Raw genomic sequence first — 26,152 nt, 5'->3', positions numbered from 1 at the left:
CGACCTGAACCACCGCACCTTTCACCAGACTTACGAGAGTCCGCCATGTACGAGCTGTCCCGGGTCCGCCTCTACTCGATCGGGCCCGCCGGTGCGCGCTACGCCGACACCGTGCTTGACCTGCGGGGCGTGGGCGAGCCCGTGCCCGACCCGGCGCCCACGCAGGCGGAGTTCTTCGAGGAGGAGCCGGTCGGGCCGCCGCGCCGCCCCGCGCCCGCGGGCGTGCTCTTCCTGGAGAACGGCGGCGGCAAGTCGGTCCTGCTCAAGCTGATCTTCTCGGTGATGCTGCCGGGCCACCGCAACACCCTCGGCGGCGCCAGCTCCGGCGTGCTGCGCAAGTTCCTGCTCGCCGACGACTGCGGACACGTGGCGCTGGAGTGGCAGCACGTGCAGACCGGCGAGTGCGTCGTGGTCGGCAAGGTCAGCGAGTGGCGGGGGCGGCAGGTCTCCAACGACCCGCGCAAGTTCGCCGAGGCCTGGTACTCCTTCCGGCCCGGCCCCGGACTGAGCCTGGACAACCTGCCGGTCGCCGAGGCCACCGCCGTACGGCCGCCCGTCGAGGGCGCCTCGGGCGCCCAGGGCCGGCGCCGCACCATGAAGGGCTTCCGCGACGCCCTGACGGAGGCGGACAAGGCCTACCCGCATCTGGAGGTGCACTGGGAGGAGATCCACGACCGCTGGATCGAGCACCTCGGCGACCTCGGCCTCGATCCCGAACTCTTCCGCTACCAGCGCGAGATGAACGCAGACGAGGGCGAGGCGGCCGGCCTCTTCGCGGTCAAGAAGGACTCCGACTTCACCGACCTGCTGCTGCGCGCGGTCACCGACACCCGTGACACCGACGGCCTCGCCGACCTCGTCAGCGGCTTCGGCAACAAGCTCGGACGGCGCGCCGAGCTGATCGCCGAACGGGACTTCACCGCCGGCTCGGTCGACCTGCTCGGGCGCATCGTCGAGGCCGCCGACAGCCGCGCGCGTGCGCGTGACGTCCACGCCGGTGCCGAGCGCCGCACCCGCACCCTCGCCCGGCGGCTGTCCGCGCGGGCCGTGCGGGAGCGGGTGCGGGCCGCCGACCTCGCCCAGCGCGTCACGGCCGCCGCCTACACCGTCACGCACTCCGAGGGCGGGCGGGAGCGCAGCGCCCTGACCGCCGCCGAACTCGCCTACCGGCACGCCTCCCTGGCGCTCGCCGCCGCCGAGAAGTCCGCCGCCGCGCAGAAGCGCGAGCTGGCCGACGCCCGCACCCTGCACTCCGCCTGGCAGGCCGCCGAGGCCGTGCTGCGGCACCGGGCCGCCGCCGACCGCGTCGCGCGCGTGTCCGCCGCCATCCAGGAGGCCGAGCGGGACGCGGCGCCCGCGCTCGCCGCCCGTGCCAAGGCCGCCGTGGACCTCGTACGGGCCCTGCACACCGCCGCCGAGAGCGCCGAGGCCCTCGCCAACGAGGAGGAGGAGCGCTCCGCCGCCCTCCAAGAGGTCGGCGACTGCGCCCACCGCGACTCCACGACCGCCGCGACCGAGGCCCAGCGCGCCCGCAGCGAGGCCGGGCATCTGCGCCAGCGTCTCACCGAGGTCGAGCAGGAGACCGCCGAGGCGGTCCGCGCGGGCTGGCTCGACGACAGCGCCCCGGACGCCGACCCGGCCCGGGCCGCGCTCGCCGCCAGCGACGCCGAGAAGACCGCGGTGGCCGCCTGGGACGCGGCCCGCGAGGCCGCCCGCAAGGTCACCGAGCACGCACGCGAGGCGGCGTCCGCCGAGTCCCGGGCGGAGCTGACGGCGGCCCGCGCGGCCGATGCGGCGGCGGCCGCCGCACGCGCCCACGAGGCCGAGCAGCGTCTCGCCGAGTCCCTGGCCGCCGAGGAGCGGCTCGCGGAACTGCTGAGCCTGCCCGGCACCCCGAGCAGGGCACGCGTGCCCGGCCCGCGCACCGACACCGACGACGACACGCGCGTCACGGCGGCCACGGAGGCGCGCCCCGCCGCCGACGGCCCGCTGCGGCCCGAAGAACTCGACCGGTTCGCGGACGAGTTGCGCGAACTCCTCGACGACGCCGTGACGGCCGCCGAACGGCACCTGTTCGAGCTGCGCACCGCGGCCGCCGACGACGCCCGGATCCTCGGCGCGCTCGGCGACGGCGGGCTGCTGCCGCCCGGCCCGGACGTGCTGGCCACCGTGGAGTTCCTCGGCGAGCACGGCATCCCCGCGCTGCCCGGCTGGCGCTACCTCGCCCAGTCCGTCGACCCCGCCGACCACGCGCGCGTGCTCGCCGCCCGGCCCGAACTCGTCGACGGTGTGATCATCACCGACCCGGACACGCACGCCCGTGCCCGCGACGCCCTCGCCGACGCCGCCCTGCTGCCCCGTTCGACCGTCGCCGTCGGTACGGCCGCCGCCCTGCTCGCCCCGCCCCCCGCCACCGACGCCTCCTCCGAGGACGTCTTCCTCGTGCCGCCGAACCCGGCCATGCACGACGAACTCGCCGCCGACGAGGAACGGCACGCGCTGCGCGCCCGGGCCGCAGAGCGCGACGAGGAGATCCGCACCCTGGCCGCCCGGCTCGGCAAGGACCGCGAGCTGGCCGCCCGGCTCGCCTCCTGGCGCACCGGCTGCCCCGCCGGACGCCTCACCGAACTCGCCCGGGCCGCCCATGAGGCGGGCGCGTTCGCCGAGGAGACCGAGGCGGAACTGGCCGAGCTGCGCACCGCACGCGCCGAGGCCGAGGAGGCCGCCGCCGAGGCCGCCCAGCTGCGCGACGAGCGTCAGGAGGCCGCGCAGAAGGCCCGCCGCGCCGCCGACGCCCTCGCCGGACTCGCCTTCCGGCTCCGTGAGCGCGCCGGCTGGCAGGTCAGGCTCCGCGAACTCGCCGACGAGGCCGCCGAGTCCGAGGTCCGCGCCCAGATCTGCCTGGACCGCGCCCGCGCCGCCGACGAGGACCGCCGCGCCGCGCAGCGCGCCGCCGACGACGCCCGCCGCACCGCCCGCGCCCTGCGCGCCGAGCGCTCCGAGATCGCCGGCGCCCCCGACGACGTACCGGTCGAGGACGTGGACGCCCCGAAGGCGGCCCTGCCCGCCCTCCGCGAGGCCTACCGGGCCGCCTCCCAGGTGTACGAGAAGGTCGGCGTCGGCGCCGACCTGCGGGCCGAGCAGGCCCGCGCGGAGAGCGACGAGAGCGCCGCCCGCGCCGAACTGGACCGGCTCACCAACAGGGTGCGCACCCGCGCCGAGCAGCTGCTCCAGTCGCCCGACGGCTCCGACGGCCCCTCCCGGCAGGCGGCCGCCGCGCGCGCGGAGGAGCTGGTGCAGCTCCTGGAGACCCGCATGTCCACCGCGAGCGAGCAGCTCGGCCGGCTGCGCGGCGAGGCCGAGCGCCACGCCCCCGAGGACGGCGAGGCGCACACCGAGCTGCCCGCGGACCTCGTCCCGCGCGACGCCGAGCACGCCCAGGCGCTGCTGCGCACCGCGACGGGCGAACTGGCTTCCCGTACCGAGGCGTTGGCCCAGGCCCGCGACGCGCACGCCGAGCTGCAGGGCGCCCACCGGGGCGCCGAGGACGCGGCCGGCGGCTTCGACGAGATCGCCGCGATGCTCCGCGACCTGCTGCGCGAGCACGCCCCGGAGGAGGACCAGGAGGAGCCGGAGCCCTACCCGGGCAGCCTGGACGACGCCCGGCACTCCGCCGCCGAGACCCGCCGCTCGCTGCGCGGCTGCGCCGGCGACCTGTCCGCCGCCGAGGCGGCCGTGCGCGAGGCGAGTGACGTCCTCGTCCGGCACGCCAACTCCACGCGCTTCGAGCAGGTCCGCACCCCCGCCCGCCAACAGATCCGCGAACTTCCCGCCTCCGCGCTGCCCGAGCACGCCCAGAAGTGGGCCGACGCCTTCGCACCCCGGCTGCGCGTCCTGACCGACGAACTGGCCCAGCTGGAGCGCAACCGCGACTCGATCGTGGACCGGTTGCGCGGGCTGGTGGAGTCCGCGCTCGCCACGCTGCGCTCCGCCCAGCGGCTCTCCCGGCTGCCGGAGGGGCTCGGCGAGTGGTCCGGGCAGGAGTTCCTCCGCATCCGCTTCGAGGAACCGGACCAGGTCACGCTCACCGAACGCCTCGGCGAGGTCATCGACGAGGCCACCCGCGCTGCCGTGAAGAAGAACTCCGACCTGCGTCGCGACGGCATGTCGCTGCTGCTGCGGGGCGTCGCGGCGGCCCTCCAGCCGAAGGGCGTGGCCGTCGAGATCCTCAAGCCCGACGCCGTACTGCGCGCCGAGCGCGTCCCCGTCGGACAGATGGGCGACGTGTTCTCCGGCGGACAGCTGCTCACCGCCGCCATCGCGCTGTACTGCACGATGGCCGCCCTGCGCTCGAACGACCGGGGCCGTGAGAAGCACCGGCACGCCGGCACGCTGTTCCTCGACAACCCGATCGGCCGGGCCAACGCGACGTATCTGCTGGAGCTCCAGCGGGCCGTGTCCGACGCGCTGGGCGTACAGCTGCTCTACACCACCGGCCTGTTCGACACGACCGCCCTCGCCGAGTTCCCGCTGGTCATCCGGCTGCGCAACGACGCGGACCTCAGGGCGGGCCTGAAGTACATCAGCGTGGAGGAGCACCTGCGGCCCGGGCTGCCCCAGCAGGCCCAGGCCGGGGAAGCGGTGCACAGCGAGATCACGGCGACGCGGATGTTCAAGAAGCCCGCATGACGGTCATGCGGTGAGGCGGTGCGGCGGGGCCGCGCCGGGTCAGGGGTGGGACAGCTGACCGGCGCCGCCCCGCCTGCGTATCCGCTCCTGCTCGCGCAGGGCCGCCCGCTCCCGGCGCCGGCGCGCACGCCGCTCGCGGCGCAGGGTCCGGGCGGTGCTGCTCGGCTCGGAGACCACGCCGTTGCGCTGGTTCCACACCTGGCGGGTGACCCACACGTCGACCACCGCCCATGTGGCCACCACCGTGCTCACCACACTGCTGATCACCATGGGGAAGGCCGGCCAGGACCCGGCCATCGTGCACAGGAAGGCCACCATCGCCTGGATCAGCGTCACCGCCATGATCAGGACCGCCCGCACCGCCGCCGTCCGCACCGGATCGGGCAGCGGGTGCCGCTTGGCCGGCTCCTCGATCCACAACGGCCGGTACCCCGGCTGCCGTTCCGTGTCGGCCGACCCCCCGACGTGCCCGCGCACCGGAATGTCGCGATCCGGCTCTCGCTGCCCGCGTGTCGCCGCCGGGCGCTCCGCCACGCGCTCGGCCTGCGCCTCGCGCCCCTCCGCCGTCCCCATCACCCTTGTCACTCCCCACCGCCGGCACACCGCTCGCCCCGGAGTACCAGGACTCCGACTCCCCAGTGGCTGCCCGGCTTGCGCAGTTTTACGCCGCCGAGGTCAGAGATGCGGCACCTGTGGCCCATTCCGCACCCATTTCCCGAAGACCTCCCACAGACAAGGACGAACGAGATCACCGGAAGATTCCCCACCAGCGAAAAAATCCAGCCAACCACCTGGCCGTGACGCCGTGGTCGGTGCGGGGCCGGCCGCTCGATCGCGGGTGCAATCTCCCGCAATGCCCGGACAACTCGCCATCTCTTGCCGCCGGAGCGGAAGTTCGTCCTCCGGACGTGTCTTCGAGTTAACTGTGGGGCGGTAGTAGGCTCGCGCCGTTTGTTGACACTCATGTGCACCCCCGGCCGGCGGGGGTCGAGCTGGGGGAGGCCATGCGCTTTCGCGGGAAGTCGATCCGCCGGAAGATCGTGGCGCTGCTTCTCGTGCCGCTGGTGTCCCTGGTCGCCGTCTGGGCCTTTGCCACGGTGATCACAGGGCGCGAGGTCGCCCGGCTGTTCCACGCCACCGACGTCGTCAAGGACATCGGCTATCCCACCGAGGACACCGTCCGCGCGCTGCAGCAGGAGCGCCGCCAGACGCTCGTCTACCTCGCGGACCCCCGCGCAGCCGACGCGCTCGCCGCGCTGCACCGCACGCGGATCGCCACCGACCAGGCGATCGTCGAGGTCCGCAAGAACGCCGGGGAGCACGACAAAGCCGACGGCATGAACGCGGCCGAGAACGAACGCCTCGCCAACGTCCTGGACGCCTTCGATGGCCTCGACTCCCTGCGCCGCGGCGTCGAGCAGGGCACGGTCAGACGGGCCCAGGCACTCGACCTCTACAACCGCCTCGTCGACCCCTGCTACACGCTGCTCGACGGCCTCGACGGCGTGGACGACGTCGGGCTGGACAAGCAGGCCCGCGCGCTGGTCAACGTCACCCGCGCGCGCGAGCTGCTCTCCCGCGAGGACGCCCTGCTCGGCTCCTCGCTCGTCGTCGGCACCCTCACCCGCGACGAGACCCGGGACATCTCCGACCTGGTCGCCCAGCGCACCCTCCTGTACGACATCAGCCTGCCGCTGCTGCCCGCCGGTGAGCGCGCACGCTACGAACGCTTCTGGCAGGACGCCACCACCGCCCCGCTGCGCACGGCAGAACAGTCCGTCATCGGCACGGGTTCCGGCACGCCCCGCGACGTCACGGCCAAGAGCTGGGACACCGCCGCGGCAGGCGTCCTGGACGAACTCGGCACCATGGACGACCACGCGGGCGACCGCTTCCAGCACAGCACCCGCCCCGTCGCCCTGACCATCATCTTCCAGGCGGCGGTACCGGGCGTCCTCGGGCTGATCGCGCTGCTGTTCTCCCTCTTCGTGTCGGTCCGGATCGGCCGCGGCCTCATCCGTGACCTGCGCCAGCTGCGCCTGGAGGCGCATGAGGCCTCCGGCGTCCGGCTGCCCAGCGTGATGCGCCGGCTGTCCGTCGGCGAACAGGTCGACATCGAGACCGAGGCGCCGCGCCTGGAGTACGACAAGAACGAGGTCGGCGAGGTGGGCCAGGCCCTCAACACCCTTCAGCGCGCCGCCGTCGAGGCCGCCGTCAAACAGGCCGAACTGCGCGCCGGTGTCTCCGAGGTGTTCGTCAACCTCGCCCGCCGCAGCCAGGTGCTGCTGCACAAGCAGCTCACCCTGCTCGACACCATGGAACGCCGGACCGAGGACACCGACGAACTCGCCGACCTCTTCCGCCTGGACCACCTCACCACCCGCATGCGCCGGCACGCCGAGGGCCTGGTGATCCTCTCCGGCGCGGCGCCGTCGCGGCAGTGGCGTCGCCCCGTGCAGCTGATGGACGTCGTCCGGGCCGCCGTCGCCGAGGTGGAGGACTACGAGCGCGTCGAGGTGCGGCGGCTGCCGCGGGTCGCCGTCACCGGCCCGGCCGTCGCCGACCTCACCCACCTCGTGGCCGAACTCCTGGAGAACGCCACGGTGTTCTCACCCCCGCACACCGCCGTCCAGGTCCTCGGCGAGCGCGTCGCCAACGGATTCACCCTGGAGATCCACGACCGGGGACTCGGCATGACCGCCGAGGCGCTCCTGGACGCCAACCTGCGCCTCGCCGAGACCCCCGAGTTCGAACTGTCCGACACCGACCGGCTCGGCCTCTTCGTCGTCAGCCGCCTCGCCCAGCGGCAGAACGTCCGGGTCTCCCTCCAGCCCTCGCCGTACGGCGGCACCACCGCCGTCGTGTTCATCCCCGACGCGCTGCTGAGCGACGACGTACCGGACACGAACGGCCTCGGCTTCCGCCTGGACCGGGACCGTTCGGCGAGGGGGCCGGGACAGGCCCTGGGCCGTTCCGCGCCGCCGGCGCAACTGCCCGCGCTCCAGACCTCCCTGCTGGACGGCCCCGTCGAGCTGGAGGCCCCCGTCGATCTCGACGCCCTCGACGACTTCCCCGGCGTCCTCGGGGACGAGGACAGCGAGCTCGGCGGACTGTTCCGGCACCGGCGCTCCCGCCCCCGCGACGAGGACCGGGCCCCCGCCCCGGCCGCCGACCGCCTGCCGCGTGACCCGGCCGGCGACCGCGGCCCCGTGCCGCCGCCGCGCCGTCAGCCGCCCAAGCTGGTCAGCTCGCACGGCAGGCCCGTCACCGACCAGCGCTCCCGCGCCGACTCCGACCAGGAGTCCGCCGCCGGCCCCCGCCGCCCCGAGCCGGGCGGGCCGGCCCCGCTGCCCACCCGGCGGCGCGGCGCGACCGTCCGGCGCACCGGTGAACCCGCCGAGCGCGTGGAGGACGGCGGACCCGCCCGTGCCGGCGCCGCCGACGCGTCGCCCGGGATTCCCGCACTGCCCCGGCGCACCCGGACGAAGGGGACGGCCGAGGGCGGTCCCGGCAGGGCGGCCCCGTCGGACGAGGCGCTCCGGCGCGGCCCCGGCGCCTCCGCCCTGCCCTCAGGCGGCGACGCGACGCGGCCCGGCGACACGGCTTCGCCTGCCGGCACCGCGGCCGGACCCGACAGCGATACGGCCGGACCCGACGGCGATACGGCACGCCCCGGCGTCGCAGCGCCGCCGAGCGGCGAAGGAGCCGTCACCCGCACCGACGCGGCCCCGCCGCGCGGACGGACCCCAGACCTCACCTCCGGTGCCGCGGCCGCCCGGCCGGACGCGGCACCGGACGGCAGCGCGCCGTTGCCCCGGCGGGTGCGCCAGGCCAGCCTGGCTCCCCAGCTCAAGCAGGACACCGCACGACGCGCCGACCGGACGGGGCCGCCCGCCGACCGCGACGCCGAGGAGGTCCGCAGCCGGATGGCCTCGCTCCAGCGCGGCTGGCAGCGCGGCCGGGAGGAGAACGCCGCGGGCGAGGAGTCCGGCAACGGCACAGCACCAGGAACGACTAAGGGGGACGGTCGATGACCGCACCGAAGGCCACCGGCCACACGACGACCGACAAGGGGGGGCTGAACTGGCTCCTGGACGACCTGGTCGACCGGGTCGCCAGCATCCGCAAGGCCGTCATCCTGTCCGGCGACGGCCTTCCCATGGGCGTGTCGAAGGACCTGACCCGGGAGGACAGCGAGCATCTGGCCGCCGTGGCGTCCGGGTTCCACAGCCTCGCCAAGGGCGTGGGCCGCCACTTCGACGCAGGTAGCGTCCGCCAGACGGTGGTCGAGCTGGACGACGCCTTCCTGTTCGTCACCGCCGCCGGCGACGGCAGCTGCCTCGCCGTCCTCTCGGACGCCGACTCCGACGTCGGGCAGGTCGCCTACGAGATGACCCTGCTGGTCAAGCGGGTCGGTGTGCATCTGGGTACCTCCCCGCGCACCGATCTGCCCGCAGGAGGGTAGTGGGATGGCATGAGCACAGACGAGGGAAGAAGCCACTGGTTCGACGACGAGGCGGGACCGGTCGTCCGTCCCTACGCCATGACGCGCGGCCGGACCACCAGTCCGGCCCAGCACCGCCTCGACCTGATCGCGGTGGTCGTCACGGAACCGGACGCGGGCGACGTGGAAGCGGACCCGACGCTCTCGCCGGAGCACGTGGCGATCGTCGGACTGTGCCGGGCCGAGCCGCAGTCGGTGGCCGAACTCGCCGCGGAGGTCGACCTGCCGATCGGCGTGATCCGGGTGCTCGTCGGCGATCTCGTGCACGCGGAACTCGTCCATGTGTCCCGCCCGATACCCCCGGCCGAGCTGCCGGACGAGAGCATTCTGCGCGACGTGATCAACGGCCTGCGGGCCCTGTGACCGTCCCCCGACCCCATCGAGCAGGAGAAGAGACCGATGATCTTCGGGCGTTCTGAGCGAGGCAAGCCCCCGGTCGAGCCCGTCACGCTCAAGATCCTGGTGGCCGGCGGCTTCGGCGTGGGCAAGACGACCCTCGTCGGCGCCGTCAGTGAGATCAGGCCGCTGCGCACCGAGGAACTGCTCACCGAGGCCGGCCGCCCGGTCGACGACGTCAGCGGCGTGGAGGGCAAGCACACCACCACGGTGGCCATGGACTTCGGCCGCATCACCCTGCGCGAGGACCTGGTGCTGTACCTGTTCGGCACACCCGGGCAGGAGCGGTTCTGGTTCATGTGGGACGAGTTGTCCGAGGGTGCGCTCGGCGCCGTCGTGCTCGCCGACACGCGCCGCCTGGAGGACTGCTTCGCCGCCGTGGACTACTTCGAGCGGCGCTCCATCCCCTTCCTCGTCGGCGTCAACTGCTTCGAGGGCTCGGCCCGTTACCCCGGTGAGGCGGTCCGGCAGGCCCTCGACCTGGACGACGACGTCCCCGTCGTCCTGTGCGACGCGCGTGACCGCGAATCGGTCAAGGAGGTGCTCATCGGCGTCGTCCAGCACGCGATGCACCACGCGGCCGACCACCGCGAACCCGTCATCGGCTGACGACGGACACGGCCCGTACCCCCGCCGACCGGGGCACGGGCCGTGGTCCGGTGAGAAGCACGCGCGCGTACGGCGAACAGCACGCGCGTGTACGGAGATCCGTACGCGCGCGTGGCCTCTACTCGCCGTCCTCCTCCAGCCAGCCGAAGCTCTTCTCCACCGCCCGGCGCCAGTTGCGGTACTCGCGCTCGCGCTCCGACGCCTCCATCGCGGGCGTCCACTGCGCGTCCTCGCGCCAGTGCGACTTCAGCTCGTCCAGGTCGTTCCAGACGCCCGTCGCCAGACCGGCCGCGTACGCGGCCCCCAGGCAGGTCGTCTCCGACACCCGCGGGCGGATCACCGGCACGCCGAGGACGTCCGCCTGGTGCTGCATGAGCAGGTTGTTCCTCGTCATGCCGCCGTCGACCTTCAGGGTGCTGATCCGCACCCCGGAGTCCTGGTACATCGCGTCCACGACCTCCCGCGTCTGCCAGCTCGTCGCCTCCAGCACCGCGCGCGCGAGATGTGCCTTCGTGACGTACCGGGTGAGGCCGGTGACGACCCCGCGCGCGTCGGCGCGCCAGTACGGCGCGAACAGGCCGGAGAACGCGGGCACGATGTAGGCGCCGCCGTTGTCGTCCACGCTCGCCGCCAGCGTCTCGATCTCGTCGGCGGTGCGGATGATCCCGAGCTGGTCGCGGAACCACTGCACGAGCGCGCCCGTTATCGCTATGGACCCTTCCAGGCAGTACACCGGCGCCTCCCCGCCGATCTTGTAGCCCATCGTCGTCAGCAGCCCGCTCTTGGACGGCACCGGCCGGTTGCCGGTGTTCAGCAGCAGGAAGCTGCCGGTCCCGTACGTGTTCTTCGCGGTGCCGACGTCGTAGCAGGCCTGCCCGAACACGGCGGCCTGCTGATCGCCCAGCGCCGAGGCCACGGGCACCCCGGCGAGCTGCCCGACCGCCGTGCCGTAGACCTCGGCGGAGGACCGGATCTCCGGCAGCAGCGCCGCGGGGATGTTCATGGCGGACAGGATGGCGGGATCCCACTGGAGGGTGTCGAGGTTCATGAGCAGGGTGCGGCCGGCGTTGGTGACGTCGGTGAGGTGCCGGCCGCCGTCCGTGCCGCCGGTGAGGTTCCAGATCAGCCAGGAGTCGATGGTCCCGAACGCGATCTCGCCGCGCTCGGCCCGCTCCCGCAGCCCCGGCACGTGGTCGAGCAGCCAGGCCGCCTTGGGCCCGGAGAAGTAGCTGGCGAGCGGCAGCCCGGTCTGCTCGCGGAAGCGGTCCTGCCCGTCCGCGCCGCCGAGTTCGGCGCACAGCGCCGCGGTACGGGTGTCCTGCCAGACGATGGCGTTGTGCACGGGCTTGCCCGTGGCGCGGTCCCACAGGACCGTGGTCTCCCGCTGGTTGGTGATGCCGAGCGCGCTCAACTGGTCGGCGCGCAGCCCGGCCTTGGCCAGCGCCCCGGCCACGACGGCCTGCACCTTGGCCCAGATCTCGGTCGCGTCGTGCTCCACCCAGCCCGGCTTGGGAAAGATCTGGCGGTGCTCGCGCTGGTCGACGGCGACGATCGCGCCACTGTGGTCGAAGACGATGCAGCGGCTGGACGTGGTGCCCTGGTCGATGGCGGCGACGTACTTCTCGGCGGTGTCCGTCATGGCAGTCCCTGGGTCGCTGGTGTGCGCGGTCGCTGCGTGGGTCGCTGAGACGCGCGGGGGTCGGAGAAGTCAAGAAGGGCGTACGGGGGATCAGGACGTACGGGACCGGGGCGTACCCGGACGACGGGGGCACGGGGGTCAGAAGGCCGCGTTGTAGAGGAGGCCGGCGAGTGTGCCGCCGATCAGCGGGCCGGCGACCGGGACCCAGGCGTAACCCCAGTCGGACGTGCCCTTGTGGGGGATCGGCAGGAAGGTGTGCACGATGCGCGGGCCGAGGTCGCGGGCCGGGTTGATGGCGTAGCCGGTGGGGCCGCCGAGGGAGAGTCCGATGCCGACGACGAGCAGGGAGACGATCAGTGCGGTCGTGCCGGACTCGCCGAGCCCCTTCGTCAGCCCGAAGGCGAGGACGGGCAGCACCAGCGCCATGGTCGCGATGATCTCGGTGATCAGGTTGGCGACCGGGTTCCGGATCTCCGGGATGGTCGAGAAGATGCCGAGCGTCGCCACCGGCCCGTCTGTCTCGCCGTCGCCCTCCTCGCGGACATTGGCCTGGAACTGGGCGAGGTACGCCAGATAGGCGAGTACGGCGCCGAGCATCGCGCCGACGAGCTGGCCCAGCAGATACACCCAGACCTTGCCCCACTTGCCGGTGTCGATCGCGATGCCGAGGGTGACCGCGGGGTTGAGCTGGCCTCCGGAGAGGGGCGCGGCGGTGTACGCGCCCGCGAGGACCCCGAAGCCCCAGCCGAACGCGATGACGATCCAGCCCGAGGCCCGCGCCTTGGAGTGTCTGAGGGTGACGGCGGCGCAGACACCGGCACCGAACAGGATCAGGATCGCGGTGCCGATGACCTCGCCGACGAAAATGTGCCCGTTGCTCATGGCGGCTCCCTTGGCGCGGGTTGAGGGGGCACGCGGCCCCGGGCCTCCGTGCAGAAACGGTTCCCTTGACGACTTCGACCGACGGTGGGAAGCAGGACGGTTCGATGGCACAGTGCCTGATAACGCCGAGAATGTACGGCGATGTCGGCCGACACCGGGAAGTGTTCACCGGTGTTCCGGGGGCGTCAAGGCTGCCGACGGCGACGGTGACACCGGCGCACCCGTCACATGCGTGCCTCAAGGGCCGTATACGAAGGGGGCGTTCAGAGTCCGGGCTCCACGGCCGCGTACCCGGCCTGCGCCGCAGCCGTCCCCGTGCCGCCGCGCCGCACCTCGTGACCGGCGGCCCCGGCGCGCCCGAGGACCCAGCTCGCGCCGCGCAACGCCTTGGCCTCCTTCTTCAGCGGCGCGAGATGGGCCGCGGCCTGCCGATGGTCGCCCACGCTGCCCGGGACGCACACGACGGTCGCGACGGAGAGCGTGACCGGCCGGCCGCCCGCCGACCACGGCGCGTCGAGCACGCCGGCGACCACCGGACCGAGCGCTTCCTCGTCGGCCAGCACCAGGAAGTCGTCCCCGCCGATGTGCCCCACGCGCGCGTGCCCCACGACCGCCTGCTGGAGCGCGCGGCCCACGGACCGGATCAGCTCGTCGCCCGCGGCGAACCCCGCGCCGTCGTTGACCTGCTTGAAATGATCGATGTCCAGCCAGCTGAGCGCGAACGTCCGCCCGTCCGCGATCCACCGGTCGACCTCGGTCGTGATCGCGTCCGAACCGGGCAGCCGGGTCAGCGGGTTGAGGCCGGCCGCCTCCTCGACCCTGCTCTCGGCCAGGGCCCGGACCAGGTCCGCGAGCCGTACCACCCCCACGCAGCGCTCCCGCGCGTCGACCACCGCCACATCGTCGGAGGTCCGGTCCCGGTCGCCGATCGCGACCACGTCCAGCACCTCCCAGGCCGTGGCGTCCACGCCGACCGTGCGGGGCGCGTCGCCCAGCTTGAAAGCGGGCCGGTCGGCGTACAGGGCGTGACCGTAGCGGGCGGACATCGACAGCAGGAAGCGCGAGCGGTGCACCGACCGGACGGGCCGGCCGGCCTGGTCCACCAGCAGCACGCCGGAGACGTCCGGCGACCCGGTCAGCAGCGCCCGCACCTGCCCCGCCGACGCGGTCACCGGCAGGACGGCGGCCGGGCGCACGAACTCCCGCACGGAGGGCACGGACGGCCCGGACCGGGGCACGCCCACGGCACCGGGGGAGCGCGGCGGTACGTACACGTCCGCGACCGGGATCCGCGCGGGCGGCGCGAACAGCTCGCCCTGGGCCAGCTGGGCACCGGCCGAGAGCGCCGCCGCACACTGGAGCTCGGTCTCGACCCCCTCCACGGCGACCAGGGCGCCCAGTCCCTCGCACAGCGTCCGCATCGCCCGCACCGCGGCGGGCCGGGCCAGCAGCGAGCCGTCGAGCTTGACCAGGTCGGGCGAGAGGTCGTTGAGTAGCCGCAGCGGTATGTCGCCGTCTCCGATGCCGTCCGCGCTGATCCGGAACCCCTGTTCGCGCATGGACGCCACCGCCTCCAGCAGCGCCCGCTGCGGCACGTGCGTGTACGGCGGGACGATGTCGAGCGTCACCTCCCAGGGCATGCGCCCGGTCGCGCGCACGGCGTCGTGCAGCGGGGTGAGGCCGCCGAGGTCGGCGAGCGTGGCCGCGAACACGTTCAGGTGCAGCGGCAGCAACGTCTCCTTGTGCGTCGCCGCCCGCAGAGCCAACACCGTGAGCCTGCCGTCGAGTTCGGGATCCCGGCGGGCCTCGGCGAGGATGTCACCCGTTTCCGGGCGGGCGAGCGTCTCCAGTGCGGTGACCGCGCCAGTCCTCAGGTTGACCACCGGCTGGAAGGCGAAGCGGAGAGTATCCGTCCAGGAGTGCACGGGAGCATGATTGCGCTGCCCGGGCGTGCCCAGGCGCAGTTCATGAGACGTTCACACAGGATTCCGGCGTGATCACAGAGAGTGGAAAACCTTTGTGTCACCACACCTCGCACGCCGCTCTGCTCGCGTCACCCTCACCGCACCGCGACCACCGACGAGCCGTGCCCGAACAGCCCCTGGTTGGCCGTGATCCCCACGCGGGCCCCGGCGACCTGCCGATCGCCCGCGGTGCCTCTCAGCTGCCAGGCCAGCTCGCAGACCTGGGCGATGGCCTGGGCCGGCACCGCCTCCCCGAAGGAGGCCAGTCCACCGCTGGGGTTGACGGGTATGCGCCCGCCCGGGGCCGTCACGCCCTCGCGCAGCAGCTTCGCGCCCTCGCCCGCGCCGCACAGCCCCAGGTCCTCGTACCACTGCAACTCCAGCGCGGTGGACAGGTCGTAGACCTCCGCGAGGGACAGGTCCTCGGGGCCGATGCCCGCCTCCTCGTAGGCCGCACGCGCGACGGACGCGCGGAACGTCTCGCCCGGCGGCTCCACCGCGACCGCGGAGTCCGTGGCGATGTCCGGCAGGTCCAGCACCGTGTTCGGGAAACGTGGGGTCACCGTGGACACCGCGCGGATCCGCACCGGCCGACGCACGCCGTGCCGGTGCGCGAAGCCGACGCTGGAGAGGACCAGGGCCGCCGCGCCGTCGGAGGTGGCGCAGATGTCGAGCAGCCGCAGCGGATCGGCGACCACCGCGGAGGCGGCGACCTCCTCGGCGGTGACCCGCTTGCGGTACCGGGCGTACGGATTGAGCGCCCCCAGGGCGGCGTTCTTCACCTTGACCAGCGCGAAGTCCTCCGGTGTGTCCCCGTGCACCGCCATCCGCCGGCGCGCGTACAGCCCGAAGTACACCGGGTTCGTCGCGCCCAGCAGCCGGAAGCGCAGCCAGTCCGGGTCGTCGGGACGGTCCCCGCCCGCGGGCCGGAAGAAGCCCTTGGGTGCGGCGTCGGCCCCCACCACGAGGACGACCTCCGTGAGCCCTGCGAGGATCTGCGCCCGCGCGGCGGCGATCGCCTGCGCCCCGGACGCGCACGCCGCGTACACGCTCGCGACCCGCGCCCCCTGCCACCCCAGGGCCTTGGCGAACGTCGCCCCCGCGACGTACCCGGGATAGCCGCCGCGCACCGTGTCCGCGCCCACGATCGAGCCGACGTCCCCCCAGGCGACACCGGCATCCGCGAGGGCGGCGCGGGCCGCCGCCGTCCCGTACTCCACGAAGGAGTGCCCCCACTTGCCCCAGGGGTGCATGCCCGCGCCGAGCACCGCCACGTCCCTCGTCATGCGCGCACCCCCGTCGGCCGCCAGTGCCAGATCGTCCGGGCCGTCTCCGCGTCCTCGTCGAGCACGCCGGGAACGGCCTCCACCTCCATGCCCACCGCCAGGCCGGCGACGGTGACCCCGGGAGCCGCCTGTCCGAGCACCACGATCCGCTCGGCCGCCAGCTCCACAGCGATCAACGCGTACGGCTCCCACGGAAGTTCCGGATTGCTCACATAGGGTGACGGTGGTCGATAATGACTGTCGGTGTACGACCAGATATGCCCCTTTCGTGACAGCGGAACCTCCTCCAGTGCGCCGCCCGCGCACAGCGGGTTGCGGCAGTGGACGTCCTCACGCGGGAAGAACACCGACCCGCAGGACGAGCAGCGCGTGCCCAGCAGCCGGAAATCCTCGCCCTCTCCGTCGAGCCAGCCGGCGACCGCGGGTGTGCGTGTGTGCGGCAAGGTACCTCCCCGGTATCGAATCTGACGAAGCGTCAGAAGTGTGCCACCGGCAGCGGGAAAAGGGCAGGGCGTCCGGGGGAATCGCATCCGATCGCTTCCCCGCCGGAGCCCGGACCTGATAGATGCAGGAGACATGACACGACTCACCGGTGCGCTCCGCGGCCTCGTCACCGCCCTCGCCACCCTGCTGGCCGTGGCCGTCACCCCCGCGACCGCGACGGCGGGGACGACGACGGAGCCCAAGGCGCCCAGGGACTTCGTCGCCCTGAGCACCGTGGATCCGACGATCATCCAGGAGATCCGCTACTTCACCCCGCACAACTTCGTCGGCGAGCCCGTCGACGGCTACCGGCAACCGATCTGCATCCTCACCCGTCCCGCCGCCGAAGCCCTCCACAAGGCTCAGCTCGAACTGCTGCGCAAGGGATACACGCTCAAGGTCTACGACTGCTACCGGCCCCAGCGCGCCGTGAACGACTTCGTCCGCTGGGCCGAGGACCTCGGCGCCCAGTCGATGAAGGGCGAGTTCTACCCGAACGTCGACAAGACCCGGCTGTTCGAGGACGGTTACATCGCCGCGAAGTCCGGCCACAGCCGCGGCTCGACCATGGACCTGACGATCGTGAAGCTCCCCGCGCGGCCGACCCGGCCCTACCGCCCCGGAGAGCCGCTGGTGCCCTGCTTCGCGCCCAAGAACGAGCGCTTCCCCGACAACTCCGTCGACATGGGCACCGGATTCGACTGCTTCGACACTCTCGCGCACACCCTCGACCCGCGCATCCAGGGCGTCCAGAGTGCCAACCGGATGCTGCTCAAGAACACCATGGAGAGCCTCGGATTCGTGAACCTCGCCGAGGAATGGTGGCACTACACGTACCAGCCCGAGCCCTACCCGGACACCTACTTCGACTTCCCCGTCTCCTGGAAGTCGCTCCGCCGCGCCCCCTAGGCGACCATCGGAAGATCTCCCTCCGCCGATCGGATACAGTCCGCGCGTGTCCGAAACCCAACACCCAACTGTCAACTCCGTGCCGAACTCGCACTGTTCGAGCTGCGGAGCGCCCTATGGAGAGGGCGTCACCGGCTGGCCGCGCACCTGCCCGTCCTGCGGAAACGTCGCCTACCGCAACCCGCTGCCGGTCGCCATCGCACTCCAGCCCGTGTACGACGCCCAGGGCACGGCCCTGATCGTCATCACCCGCACCATCGCCCCCGCGCGCGGAGGCACCGCCCTGCCCGGCGGCTACGTCGACGACCGCGAGGACTGGAAACAGGCCGTCGTACGCGAACTCAAGGAGGAGACCGGCATCGAAGCCGCCGCCCGGGACGTGCGACTCGTGGACGCCATGAGCTCGCCCGACGGCCACCTGCTGCTGTTCGGGGTCCTCCCCGAACGCCCGGTCCACGGTCTGCCGCCCGCCGACCGCACCGACGAGACCGAGGGCTGGCGGCTGCTGCGCCGGCCCGAGGAACTCGCCTTCCCGCTGCACACCGTGGCCGTGCGGGCCTGGTTCCAGGGCCGCTACGTCTGAGCCGTCCGGCTCAGCCCAGCCCCCGCACCCGCACCGGGTAGGGCGGCTGTGCCGAACCGCCCTCCCGCTCCCGGGTGACCACCACCGAACGGCCCTGCCGGCGGGCGACGTAGCGCTCCGTCTCCGGTCCGTCCCCACCGTCGCCCGCGTCCGGCACGACCAGACCGCCCCCGGTCCGGCCCCGCGCGGGCGCCCACACCTCCAGCTCCACCTCGCCGTCGGCGCCGCGCACCGGAATCACCGCACCCGCGCGCGCGAGCACCGGTATCCGCGACAGCGGCGCGTTCACGTACACCTGCCCCGGCCCCTCGTACGCCTCCTCCGTCACCGTGTCGTACCAGCGGCCCCGCGGCAGCTGCACCGCGCGCCGCTTCACGCCCGGATCCAGCACCGGCGCCACCAGAAGAGCGTCCCCGAGCAGAAACGCGTCCTCACAGCCGCGCAGCGCCCGGTCCTCCGGGGAACCCCACCACACCGGCCGCACATAGGGCGCGCCCGTCCGCCGGGCCAGATACGCCAGCGTCACCCAGTACGGCAGCAGCCGCCGCCGCTCCAGCAACGCCACGCGCGCGTGCTCCAGCACCTCCGCCCCGAACTCCCAGGGCTCCCTGCGCCCCGCCCGCAGACCCGCGTGGGTGCGGAACAGCGGCAGATACGCACCGAGCTGGAACCAGCGCAGATACAGCTCCGGAGACGGGCTCCCGTCGAACCCGCCCACATCCGGACCCGAGTACGGCACCCCGCACAGCCCGAGCCCCAGCACCAGCGACAGCGAGGCCCGCAGCCCCGGCCAGCCCGTCGCCACGTCCCCCGACCAGGTTCCGCCGTAACGCTGCATCCCGGCCCAGCCCGAGCGCGAGAACACGAACGGCCGCTCCTCGGGCGCCAGTTCGCGCAGACCCTCGTACCCCGCGCGGGCCATGCACAGCGCGTACACGTTGTGCGCCTCACGATGGTCGCCGCCGCGCCCCTCCAGATCGTGCCGGGCCGAACGCGGCAGGGTCGGCTCCCCGAAGGCACTGAACGACGTCGGCTCGTTCATGTCGTGCCAGAAACCCGCGAAGCCCTGCGCCAGCCGCTCCGCGTACAGACCGCCCCACCACTCACGCACACGCGCGCGCGTGAAGTCCGGGAACACCGACTCCCCGGCCCACACCACACCGCGCACCTCGCGCCCGGAGCCGTCCCGCACGAACGCGTCCCGCGCCGAACCGCCGTCGTACACGGCATTGCCCGGCGCCGCCTTCACCGCCGGATCGACGATCGACACCAGCCGGATCCCGTCCCGCCGCAACTCCTCCGCCAGCACCGGAAGCTTGGGGAACCGTTCCTGGTCGACGGTGAACACCTGGTCGCCGTCGTAGTGGTCGATGTCCAGGTGCACGGCATCCAGCGGCAGATCCCGCTCCTGGTAGCCCGCCACCACCCGGCGGACCTCCTGCTCGCTGCCGAATCCCCAGCGCGCGTGATGGTGACCGAGCGCCCACGCCGGCGGCAGCGCCGGCACACCGGTCAGCGAGGCCCACGTGGCCAGCACGCGCGCGGGAGTACCCACGATCACCCAGCAGCGCAGCGGACCACCGTCCATCCGCAGCTCGCACCGCCCCGCCCGGTCGTGCCCCGACCCGGCGCCCTCCTCGCCCTCCCGCAGCACCACCGTGCCGTCCCACGTGGAGTCGTGGAACACCAGATGCGTGCCCGCGTCGGCCACCACGAGCTGCACCGGCATGGTCAGATACAGCGGATCCACCTCGGGCCCGAACGCCCGGCCCGGGTCGGTGTTCCACAGCCGGTACGACCCACTGCGCAGCCGAGGTCCCGACGCCCGCCCGCCCAGACCGAAGAACCGGGCGTCCGCCGCCACCTCCGAGCGCTGCAGCCACCGCGCCGTACCCCCGCCCACCGGCTCCCACCAGCGCGGCGGCAGATCGTGCCGCAGCGTCACCCCGCCGGGCGTACACACCTGCACCGCGCCGTGCCGCGAGACGACGACCGTCACCCGCTCGGCGACCACCCGCCAGCCACCGTCCTTGTCCGGCTCCAGCACCGCCCGCGGATCCGGCTCCGGACAACTCCCGGCCAGCGCGTACGACGGCTCCGGACCCGCCCCGTCCCAGCCCCAGAACACCGCCCCGTTCACCGTGACCGTGATCCGCAGCTCGGACCGGCCGAACCGGATGACACCGCCGCCCGGCCCCGGCTCCACACCCGCCACCTGCCCCGGGACCCGCGCCCGCTCGGCCCCCCGAGGCGGCAGCCCGGCAGCGTCGATCCGCCGCCTGCGCCACGCCGCACGCACGGTGCGCAACCCCCGAAGCGCCCTCCCCGAACCAACCACACTCACCGAACGCACCAGGTCACGACCGTCCATGCTGCTCACCCTGCCACTGTGCGCCCCACGCGTGCGTGTCGTTCAACTGCCGTTCACCAGTGTCAGGGCCACATCTTCACGACACGGACTATGTGGGGCGAGCCCTGGTGCTGAAGTCGATCACATGGCATCGTCCCTGTCAGCCGCGTCACGCGCACACCCCAGCACGTGCGCGGACCGACGCCCACGACGCGCACAGCCCGGGAGCCGCCCCATGTCGACCGCGAACCCCCAGCCGCTCTGGCAGCCCGATCCCCAGCAGATCGCCCAGGCCCGCATCACCCGGTTCCAGGCATGGGCCGCCGAACACCACGGCGCCCCCGCCGACGGCGGCTACCCCGCCCTCCACCAGTGGTCCGTCGACCATCTCGACACCTTCTGGAAAGCCGTCACCGAGTGGTTCGACGTACGGTTCTCGACCCCCTGCACGCGCGTGCTCGGCGACCGCTCGATGCCCGGCGCCCAATGGTTCCCCGGCGCCACCCTCAACTACGCCGAACACGCCCTGCGCGCCGCCGCCGACCGCGCCGACGAACCCGCCCTGCTCCACGTGGACGAGACCCACGAACCGCGCCCCGTGAGCTGGTCCGAGCTGCGCCGCCAGGTCGGCTCCCTCGCCGCCGAACTCCGCACCCTCGGCGTCCGCCCCGGCGACCGCGTCAGCGGCTACCTCCCCAACATCCCCCAGGCCGTCGTCGCCCTTCTCGCCACGACCGCCGTCGGCGCCGTCTGGACCTCCTGCGCCCCCGACTTCGGCGCCCGCAGCGTCCTCGACCGCTTCCAGCAGGTCGAACCCGTCATCCTGTTCACCGTCGACGGCTACCGCTACGGCGGCAAGGAACACGACCGCCGCGACACCGTCGCCGAACTGCGCCGCGAACTGCCCACCCTGCGCGCCGTCGTCCACATCCCGCTCCTCGGCACCGACGCACCCGAGGGCGCCCTCGACTGGGCCGTCCTCACTTCGGGCGACACCGAGCCCGTCTTCGAACAGGTCCCCTTCGACCACCCCCTGTGGGTCCTCTACTCGTCCGGGACCACCGGCCTGCCCAAGGCCATCGTCCAGTCCCAGGGCGGCATCCTCGTCGAACACCTCAAACAGCTCGGCCTGCACTGCGACCTCGGTCCCGAGGACCGTTTCTTCTGGTACACCTCGACCGGCTGGATGATGTGGAACTTCCTCGTCTCCGGCCTCCTCACCGGGACGACGATCGTCCTCTACGACGGCAGCCCCGGCTACCCCGACACCGGCGCCCAGTGGCGCGTCGCCGAACGCACCCGGGCCACCCTCTACGGCACCTCGGCCGCCTACGTCATGGCCTGCCGCAAGGCCGGCGTCCACCCCGCGCGCGACCACGACCTGTCCGCCGTGCGGTGCGTCGCCACCACCGGCTCGCCCCTGCCGCCCGACGGCTTCCGCTGGCTGCACGACGAGTTCGCACAGAGCGGGGCCGACCTCTGGATCGCCTCCGTCAGCGGCGGCACCGACGTCTGCTCCTGCTTCGCCGGAGCCGTACCCACCCTCCCCGTCCACACCGGCGAACTCCAGGCCCCCGGCCTCGGCACCGACCTCCAGGCCTGGAACCCGAGCGGCCACCCCGTCATCGACGAAGTGGGCGAGCTGGTCGTCACCAACCCCATGCCCTCCATGCCGATCCGCTTCTGGAACGACCCCGACGGCAGCCGCTACCACGACAGCTACTTCGACACCTACCCGGGCGTCTGGCGCCACGGCGACTGGATCACCCTCACCGCACGCGGCACCGTGATCATCCACGGCCGCTCCGACTCCACGCTCAACCGGCAGGGCGTGCGCATGGGTTCGGCCGACATCTACGAGGTCGTCGAACGCCTCCCCGAGATCAACGAGTCCCTCGTCATCGGCGTCGAGCAGCCCGACGGCGGCTACTGGATGCCCCTGTTCGTCCACCTCGCACCCGGCGCCGTCCTCGACGACTCCCTCCTCGCCCGCGTCAAGCAGTCCATCCGCGAACAGCTCTCCCCGCGCCACGTACCCGACGAGATCATCGAGGTGCCCGGTATCCCGCACACCCTCACCGGCAAACGCATCGAGGTCCCCGTCAAGCGGCTGCTCCAGGGCACCCCGCTGGAGAAGGCGGTCAACCCCGGATCCATCGACAACCTCTCCCTGCTGGGCTTCTACGAGGAACTCGCCCGCAAACGCGCCTGAACCCACCCCGCACCACCTGCGCCAACGACCCCACCACCCGCGCTCCGTCCACCGGCGGCACCACCCGTTGTCAGTGCCGCCGGTTACGGTGAGTGAGCATTGATCGACTGCGCACTCTGGGGGAAACATGGCGCACATCGACGACCGGACCATGCGACGCGTCCTGCGCCGCGAGATCGCCGGCACCATCGGCCTGCTCACCGACGAGCACGACTTCCACGCCATGCGGCGCTACCGCAGCTTCACCTTCGACGACCACACGGCCTACCTCCAGCAGGTCGAGGCCCTCCTCATGGCCCGCGCCGCCCAGGGCAGCCACACCACCCTCGCCCTGTTCGACCCCGAGGACTACGCCGTGTACTGCGCGGACACCGGCCTCGACCCCGAGGCACCGGCCAGCCGCACCAGGTTCACCGCCGAACTGGCGGCCACGGGCCCCACCATCCCCTACGACGGCCGGCCCCTCGCCGCCCTCGTACCCGCCCTCGTGGACGAGGCCGTCCGCCAAGCCACCTGGGAGTACGCCACCACGCTGCTCGCCCGCCTCGGCCCCTGCCCCACCTGCGGCGAGGACATCGGCAGGGCCGCCTTCACCCGCGCCTCCGACCTGCTGGTCCGCATCCTCGACACCGCTCCGCCCGGCGACCGGCACCTCGTGATCAGCGTCTCCGGCCCACCGGACACCCTGATCTCCGTCCTCCACGCCGACCAGGACGGCGCCGGCGGAACCCGCCTGGACGAGGCCGAAGCCCTGGAATTCACCAGCGTCCTCGCACTCGGCCTCGCCACCCGCAGCCCCGGCGGACTCGTCATCCGCACCAGCCGCCCCGGCACGCCCGACCGCGTCCACGGCTGGCGACTGCGCTGCGGTGAGTTCGAGCCCCTCACCGCCGCCGAGGTGTTCGACGCCTACTGCACCGACGTCGAATCCGGCGACCTCATCTCCCCGGAGTCCGGCGTCGACTACGACGCGCCCCCCGACCTCGGAGACGACGGCACCGACCTCGACCACCACCACTGATCGCAGACGCTCCGGACGCCGACACACGCCAGGGGCGCCCCACCCAGGGCGGGGCGCCCCTGAACCCGACCACGCGAACGCGGCGCGACTACTCGCCGGACAGCACCGCCTGAGCAGCGCCGCGCGCCTCCTCGGCGCTGTCCGCGGCCCGCGCCGCCGCCGCGGCCCGCTCGCACTGCGCCAGTGTGTGCTTCGCCAGCGTCGCCCGGACATAAGGAATCGACGCCGACCCCATGGACAGGGAGGTGACCCCCAGACCGGTCAGCACACAGGCCAGCAGCGGATCGGACGCGGCCTCACCGCACACACCACAGCTCTTGCCCTCGGCCTTGGCCGCCTCCGCGGACAGCGCCACCAGGTCGAGCAGCGCCGGCTGCCACGGGTCCTGGAGCCGGGACACCGCACCCACCTGACGGTCGGCCGCGAAGGTGTACTGCGCGAGGTCGTTGGTCCCCAGCGAAAGGAACTCGACCTCCTGGAGGATCGAACGCGCCCGCAGCGCGGCCGACGGGATCTCCACCATCGCGCCGAACTTGGCCCGCAGGCCCGCCTCACGGCAGGCGTCCGCGAACGCCTTCGCGTCCGTGCGGTCCGCCACCATCGGCGCCATGACCTCGAGGTAGACCGGCAGCCCCTCGGCAGCCTTGGCCAGCGCGGTCAGCTGCGTGCGCAGGACCTCCGGGTGGTCCAGCAGCGTCCGCAGACCCCGCACACCCAGCGCGGGGTTCGGCTCGTCGGCCGGAGTCAGGAAGTCCAGCGGTTTGTCCGCACCCGCGTCCAGCACACGCACGACCACACGGCCCTCGGGGAACGCCTCCAGCACCTGCCGGTAGGCCTCCACCTGCTTCTGCTCGGAAGGAGCGTTCTTGCTGTCGTCCAGGAACAGGAACTCGGTACGGAACAGACCGACACCCTCGGCCCCGGCCTCCACCGCGGCCGGCACATCCGCCGGACCGCCCACGTTGGCCAGCAACGGCACCTTGTGCCCGTCCGCCGTCGCACCCGGCCCGGTGGAGGCGGCCAGCGCAGCCTTGCGCGCGGCGGCCGTGGCCTCCAGCTCCGCCTTCTTCGCCTCGGTCGGGTCCACGAAGATGTCGCCGGTGCTGCCGTCGACCGCGATCAGCGTGCCCTCGGCCAGCTCACCGGCACCGGGCAGGGCCACGACCGCCGGTACACCCAGCGCCCGCGCCAGAATCGCGCTGTGGCTCGTCGGCCCGCCCTCCTCGGTGACGAAACCGAGCACCAGAGACGGGTCCAGCAGCGCGGTGTCGGCGGGGGCCAGGTCCCGGGCCACGAGCACATAGGGCTGGTCGCTGTCCGGCACCCCCGGCATCGGAACGCCCAGGAGCCGCGCGACGATACGATTCCGCACGTCATCGAGGTCGGCCACACGACCGGCGAGGTACTCACCCGCACCGGCCAGCAGCTCGCGGTACGCCGCGAACGCGTCGTACACGGCACGCTCGGCCGTGCTGCCGACGGCGATCCGCCGGTCCACGTCGGCCATCAGCTCGGGGTCCTGCGCCATCATGGCCTGCGCCTCGAGCACGGCCTGTGCCTCGCCGCCCGCCAGATTGCCGCGCGCCATCAGATCGGCGGCCACGGCGTCGACGGCCTGGCGGGCACGCCCCTGCTCCCGCTCGGCCTCGTCCGAGGGGATCGACTTGGCCGGCGGCTCCAGCACCGCCGTACCCATGTGCCGAACCTCGCCGATGGCCACGCCATGGCTCACGCCCACGCCTCGCAGCGTTGCTTCCATCTCACCCGTCTCCGATAGTGCGGCGGGTCCCGCCGCCGCGATGGTTGTCCTGAACGCCGCCGTGCGACGGCACCGCCGTCAGTTCCAGGCGAAGAGGCTGTCGCCGGCCTTCACGTCACCGCTGTCACGGAGGTCGGAGAGGGACTCGGCGGTGGCTTCGAGTGCGACGACGGGGCAGACCGGCGACTTGCCGGCGGCCTCGACGGCGGCGGGGTTCCAGCGCACGACGGCCTGCCCGCGCTGCACGGTGTCGCCCTTGTTGACGAGCAGCTCGAAGCCCTCGCCGTTGAGCTGCACGGTGTCGATGCCGAGGTGGGTGAGTACGCCGCGCCCGTCCGCGTCGACCACGACGAACGCGTGCGGGTGCAGGGAAACGATGACACCGTCCACGGGTGATACGGCCTCGGAGGCCTCACGCACGGGGTCGATGGCGGTACCCGGGCCGACCATGGCCCCGGAGAAGACCGGATCGGGCACGTTGGCCAGTCCGATGGCGCGTCCGGCAAGAGGGGACGTCACGGTGGTCATGGGAAGCCTCCCAGGAGTGGAGCTGCTTACGGGCCGCCGCTGCCTGTCCCGGACGGCACCGAGCAGCAGCGTATGTCATAGGAAGTTGGGGTTCCGTATGGAAGCTACCAGCTAGTGGTCTAGACCACCACCCCCGTTGGATTTGCACGGCGTTCAGGGCTCCGTGTACAGTCGTACTCCTGCCTGGGTCGGAGGGACGCGAAAGCGACCTCACTCAGCAGCACCCAAACTTGTCAGATCCTATCTCTGGATCTCCTTCTGCGTGTCCGCAGAACGGTGGTCAGGGAGACGGAAAAACCCTGATAGAGTTTGAAACACCGAAGGGAAGCCCGGAGGAA

18 protein-coding genes are annotated in these 26,152 nt (G+C 72.9%); 9 read left to right on the top strand and 9 right to left on the bottom strand.

Annotated features, from left to right (window positions below; genetic code table 11):
* The first annotated feature begins 45 nt into the window (after window positions 1-45).
* A complete protein-coding gene (locus tag BIV23_RS42650) occupies window positions 46-4,689 on the top strand; it encodes a hypothetical protein (RefSeq protein WP_071386374.1) in 4,644 nt (1,547 codons plus the stop codon).
* Between the two features lie 39 nt (window positions 4,690-4,728).
* Here the strand turns inward: BIV23_RS42650 and BIV23_RS42645 are convergent, their stop codons facing one another.
* Window positions 4,729-5,262: a hypothetical protein gene (locus BIV23_RS42645; RefSeq protein ID WP_071386373.1), complete on the bottom strand. Its 534-nt coding sequence runs from the start codon at window positions 5,260-5,262 to the stop codon at window positions 4,729-4,731.
* Window positions 5,263-5,693: 431 nt separating this feature from the next.
* On the opposite strand from BIV23_RS42645, the gene BIV23_RS42640 reads away from it, so the two are divergent.
* The 4 genes from BIV23_RS42640 to BIV23_RS42625 are packed head-to-tail and all read left to right on the top strand — an operon-like array spanning window position 5,694 to window position 10,198.
* Window positions 5,694-8,723 carry a sensor histidine kinase gene (locus BIV23_RS42640; RefSeq protein WP_071386406.1) on the top strand — a complete coding sequence of 1,010 codons (3,030 nt, stop codon included), beginning with the start codon at window positions 5,694-5,696 and terminating at the stop codon, window positions 8,721-8,723.
* Entirely contained in the window at window positions 8,720-9,154 is a 435-nt protein-coding gene (locus BIV23_RS42635; RefSeq protein WP_071386372.1) for a roadblock/LC7 domain-containing protein, read from the top strand. Before BIV23_RS42640 ends, BIV23_RS42635 begins: the two co-directional genes overlap by 4 nt.
* Before the next feature lie 9 nt (window positions 9,155-9,163).
* Window positions 9,164-9,556, top strand: coding sequence for a DUF742 domain-containing protein (locus tag BIV23_RS42630; RefSeq protein WP_071386371.1), 393 nt, complete (start codon window positions 9,164-9,166; stop codon window positions 9,554-9,556).
* A gap of 36 nt (window positions 9,557-9,592) precedes the next feature.
* Complete coding sequence (locus tag BIV23_RS42625; RefSeq protein ID WP_071386370.1) at window positions 9,593-10,198, top strand: GTP-binding protein; 606 nt, start codon at window positions 9,593-9,595, stop codon at window positions 10,196-10,198.
* Window positions 10,199-10,316: 118 nt separating this feature from the next.
* Here the strand turns inward: BIV23_RS42625 and glpK are convergent, their stop codons facing one another.
* The 5 genes from glpK to BIV23_RS42600 form a co-directional block, all read right to left on the bottom strand.
* Window positions 10,317-11,837: a glycerol kinase GlpK gene (gene glpK / locus BIV23_RS42620; protein WP_071386369.1), complete on the bottom strand. Its 1,521-nt coding sequence runs from the start codon at window positions 11,835-11,837 to the stop codon at window positions 10,317-10,319.
* Between the two features lie 138 nt (window positions 11,838-11,975).
* Entirely contained in the window at window positions 11,976-12,719 is a 744-nt protein-coding gene (locus BIV23_RS42615) for an MIP/aquaporin family protein (protein ID WP_071386368.1), read from the bottom strand.
* 263 nt (window positions 12,720-12,982) lie between these two features.
* Window positions 12,983-14,644 carry a GGDEF domain-containing protein gene (locus BIV23_RS42610; protein WP_071386367.1) on the bottom strand — a complete coding sequence of 554 codons (1,662 nt, stop codon included), beginning with the start codon at window positions 14,642-14,644 and terminating at the stop codon, window positions 12,983-12,985.
* A 134-nt stretch (window positions 14,645-14,778) separates the two neighbouring features.
* On the bottom strand, window positions 14,779-15,969 hold the full coding sequence (locus BIV23_RS42605; RefSeq protein ID WP_071386366.1) for a lipid-transfer protein: 1,191 nt from the start codon (window positions 15,967-15,969) through the stop codon (window positions 14,779-14,781).
* Window positions 15,966-16,412, bottom strand: coding sequence for a Zn-ribbon domain-containing OB-fold protein (locus BIV23_RS42600; RefSeq protein ID WP_071386365.1), 447 nt, complete (start codon window positions 16,410-16,412; stop codon window positions 15,966-15,968). Before BIV23_RS42600 ends, BIV23_RS42605 begins: the two co-directional genes overlap by 4 nt.
* 133 nt (window positions 16,413-16,545) lie before the next feature.
* Here BIV23_RS42600 and BIV23_RS42595 point away from each other — a divergent pair, with 133 nt between their 5' ends.
* Window positions 16,546-17,361, top strand: coding sequence for a M15 family metallopeptidase (locus BIV23_RS42595; protein WP_079173765.1), 816 nt, complete (start codon window positions 16,546-16,548; stop codon window positions 17,359-17,361).
* A gap of 46 nt (window positions 17,362-17,407) precedes the next feature.
* Window positions 17,408-17,944, top strand: a complete 537-nt coding sequence (locus BIV23_RS42590) for an NUDIX domain-containing protein (protein WP_071386364.1) — start codon at window positions 17,408-17,410, stop codon at window positions 17,942-17,944.
* Window positions 17,945-17,954: 10 nt separating this feature from the next.
* On the opposite strand, the gene BIV23_RS42585 is transcribed toward BIV23_RS42590, so the two are convergent.
* On the bottom strand, window positions 17,955-20,315 hold the full coding sequence (locus BIV23_RS42585) for a glycoside hydrolase family 31 protein (protein ID WP_079173764.1): 2,361 nt from the start codon (window positions 20,313-20,315) through the stop codon (window positions 17,955-17,957).
* A gap of 214 nt (window positions 20,316-20,529) precedes the next feature.
* Between BIV23_RS42585 and BIV23_RS42580 the strand changes: the two genes are divergently transcribed.
* Together BIV23_RS42580 and BIV23_RS42575 are read left to right on the top strand one after the other, a co-directional pair.
* Window positions 20,530-22,506, top strand: coding sequence for an acetoacetate--CoA ligase (locus BIV23_RS42580; RefSeq protein WP_071386362.1), 1,977 nt, complete (start codon window positions 20,530-20,532; stop codon window positions 22,504-22,506).
* 127 nt (window positions 22,507-22,633) lie between these two features.
* Window positions 22,634-23,527, top strand: coding sequence for a hypothetical protein (locus BIV23_RS42575; protein ID WP_071386361.1), 894 nt, complete (start codon window positions 22,634-22,636; stop codon window positions 23,525-23,527).
* 88 nt (window positions 23,528-23,615) lie between these two features.
* Here BIV23_RS42575 and ptsP read toward each other — a convergent pair whose 3' ends face one another.
* Together ptsP and BIV23_RS42565 are read right to left on the bottom strand one after the other, a co-directional pair.
* Entirely contained in the window at window positions 23,616-25,286 is a 1,671-nt protein-coding gene (gene ptsP, locus BIV23_RS42570; RefSeq protein ID WP_071386360.1) for a phosphoenolpyruvate--protein phosphotransferase, read from the bottom strand.
* Between the two features lie 78 nt (window positions 25,287-25,364).
* Window positions 25,365-25,814, bottom strand: a complete 450-nt coding sequence (locus BIV23_RS42565; protein ID WP_071386359.1) for a PTS sugar transporter subunit IIA — start codon at window positions 25,812-25,814, stop codon at window positions 25,365-25,367.
* Window positions 25,815-26,152 lie beyond the last annotated feature (338 nt).

The sequence above is a fragment of the Streptomyces monashensis genome (assembly GCF_001866665.1).
In the GTDB taxonomy this organism is placed as follows: domain Bacteria; phylum Actinomycetota; class Actinomycetes; order Streptomycetales; family Streptomycetaceae; genus Streptomyces; species Streptomyces monashensis.
Note: the sequence above shows the minus strand (reverse complement) of the source record. Positions and strands in the feature narration are given on the sequence as shown.

Bases quoted from the DNA above. Each gene is read 5' to 3' on its own strand.
- BIV23_RS42650 (WP_071386374.1), top strand. From the start codon at position 46: ATGTACGAGCTGTCCCGGGTCCGCCTCTACTCGATCGGGCCCGCCGGT.
- BIV23_RS42645 (WP_071386373.1), bottom strand. From the start codon at position 5,262: ATGGGGACGGCGGAGGGGCGCGAGGCGCAGGCCGAGCGCGTGGCGGAG.
- BIV23_RS42640 (WP_071386406.1), top strand. From the start codon at position 5,694: ATGCGCTTTCGCGGGAAGTCGATCCGCCGGAAGATCGTGGCGCTGCTT.
- BIV23_RS42635 (WP_071386372.1), top strand. From the start codon at position 8,720: ATGACCGCACCGAAGGCCACCGGCCACACGACGACCGACAAGGGGGGG.
- BIV23_RS42630 (WP_071386371.1), top strand. From the start codon at position 9,164: ATGAGCACAGACGAGGGAAGAAGCCACTGGTTCGACGACGAGGCGGGA.
- BIV23_RS42625 (WP_071386370.1), top strand. From the start codon at position 9,593: ATGATCTTCGGGCGTTCTGAGCGAGGCAAGCCCCCGGTCGAGCCCGTC.
- glpK (WP_071386369.1), bottom strand. From the start codon at position 11,837: ATGACGGACACCGCCGAGAAGTACGTCGCCGCCATCGACCAGGGCACC.
- BIV23_RS42615 (WP_071386368.1), bottom strand. From the start codon at position 12,719: ATGAGCAACGGGCACATTTTCGTCGGCGAGGTCATCGGCACCGCGATC.
- BIV23_RS42605 (WP_071386366.1), bottom strand. From the start codon at position 15,969: ATGACGAGGGACGTGGCGGTGCTCGGCGCGGGCATGCACCCCTGGGGC.
- BIV23_RS42595 (WP_079173765.1), top strand. From the start codon at position 16,546: ATGACACGACTCACCGGTGCGCTCCGCGGCCTCGTCACCGCCCTCGCC.
- BIV23_RS42585 (WP_079173764.1), bottom strand. From the start codon at position 20,315: ATGGACGGTCGTGACCTGGTGCGTTCGGTGAGTGTGGTTGGTTCGGGG.
- BIV23_RS42580 (WP_071386362.1), top strand. From the start codon at position 20,530: ATGTCGACCGCGAACCCCCAGCCGCTCTGGCAGCCCGATCCCCAGCAG.
- BIV23_RS42575 (WP_071386361.1), top strand. From the start codon at position 22,634: ATGGCGCACATCGACGACCGGACCATGCGACGCGTCCTGCGCCGCGAG.
- ptsP (WP_071386360.1), bottom strand. From the start codon at position 25,286: ATGGAAGCAACGCTGCGAGGCGTGGGCGTGAGCCATGGCGTGGCCATC.
- BIV23_RS42565 (WP_071386359.1), bottom strand. From the start codon at position 25,814: ATGACCACCGTGACGTCCCCTCTTGCCGGACGCGCCATCGGACTGGCC.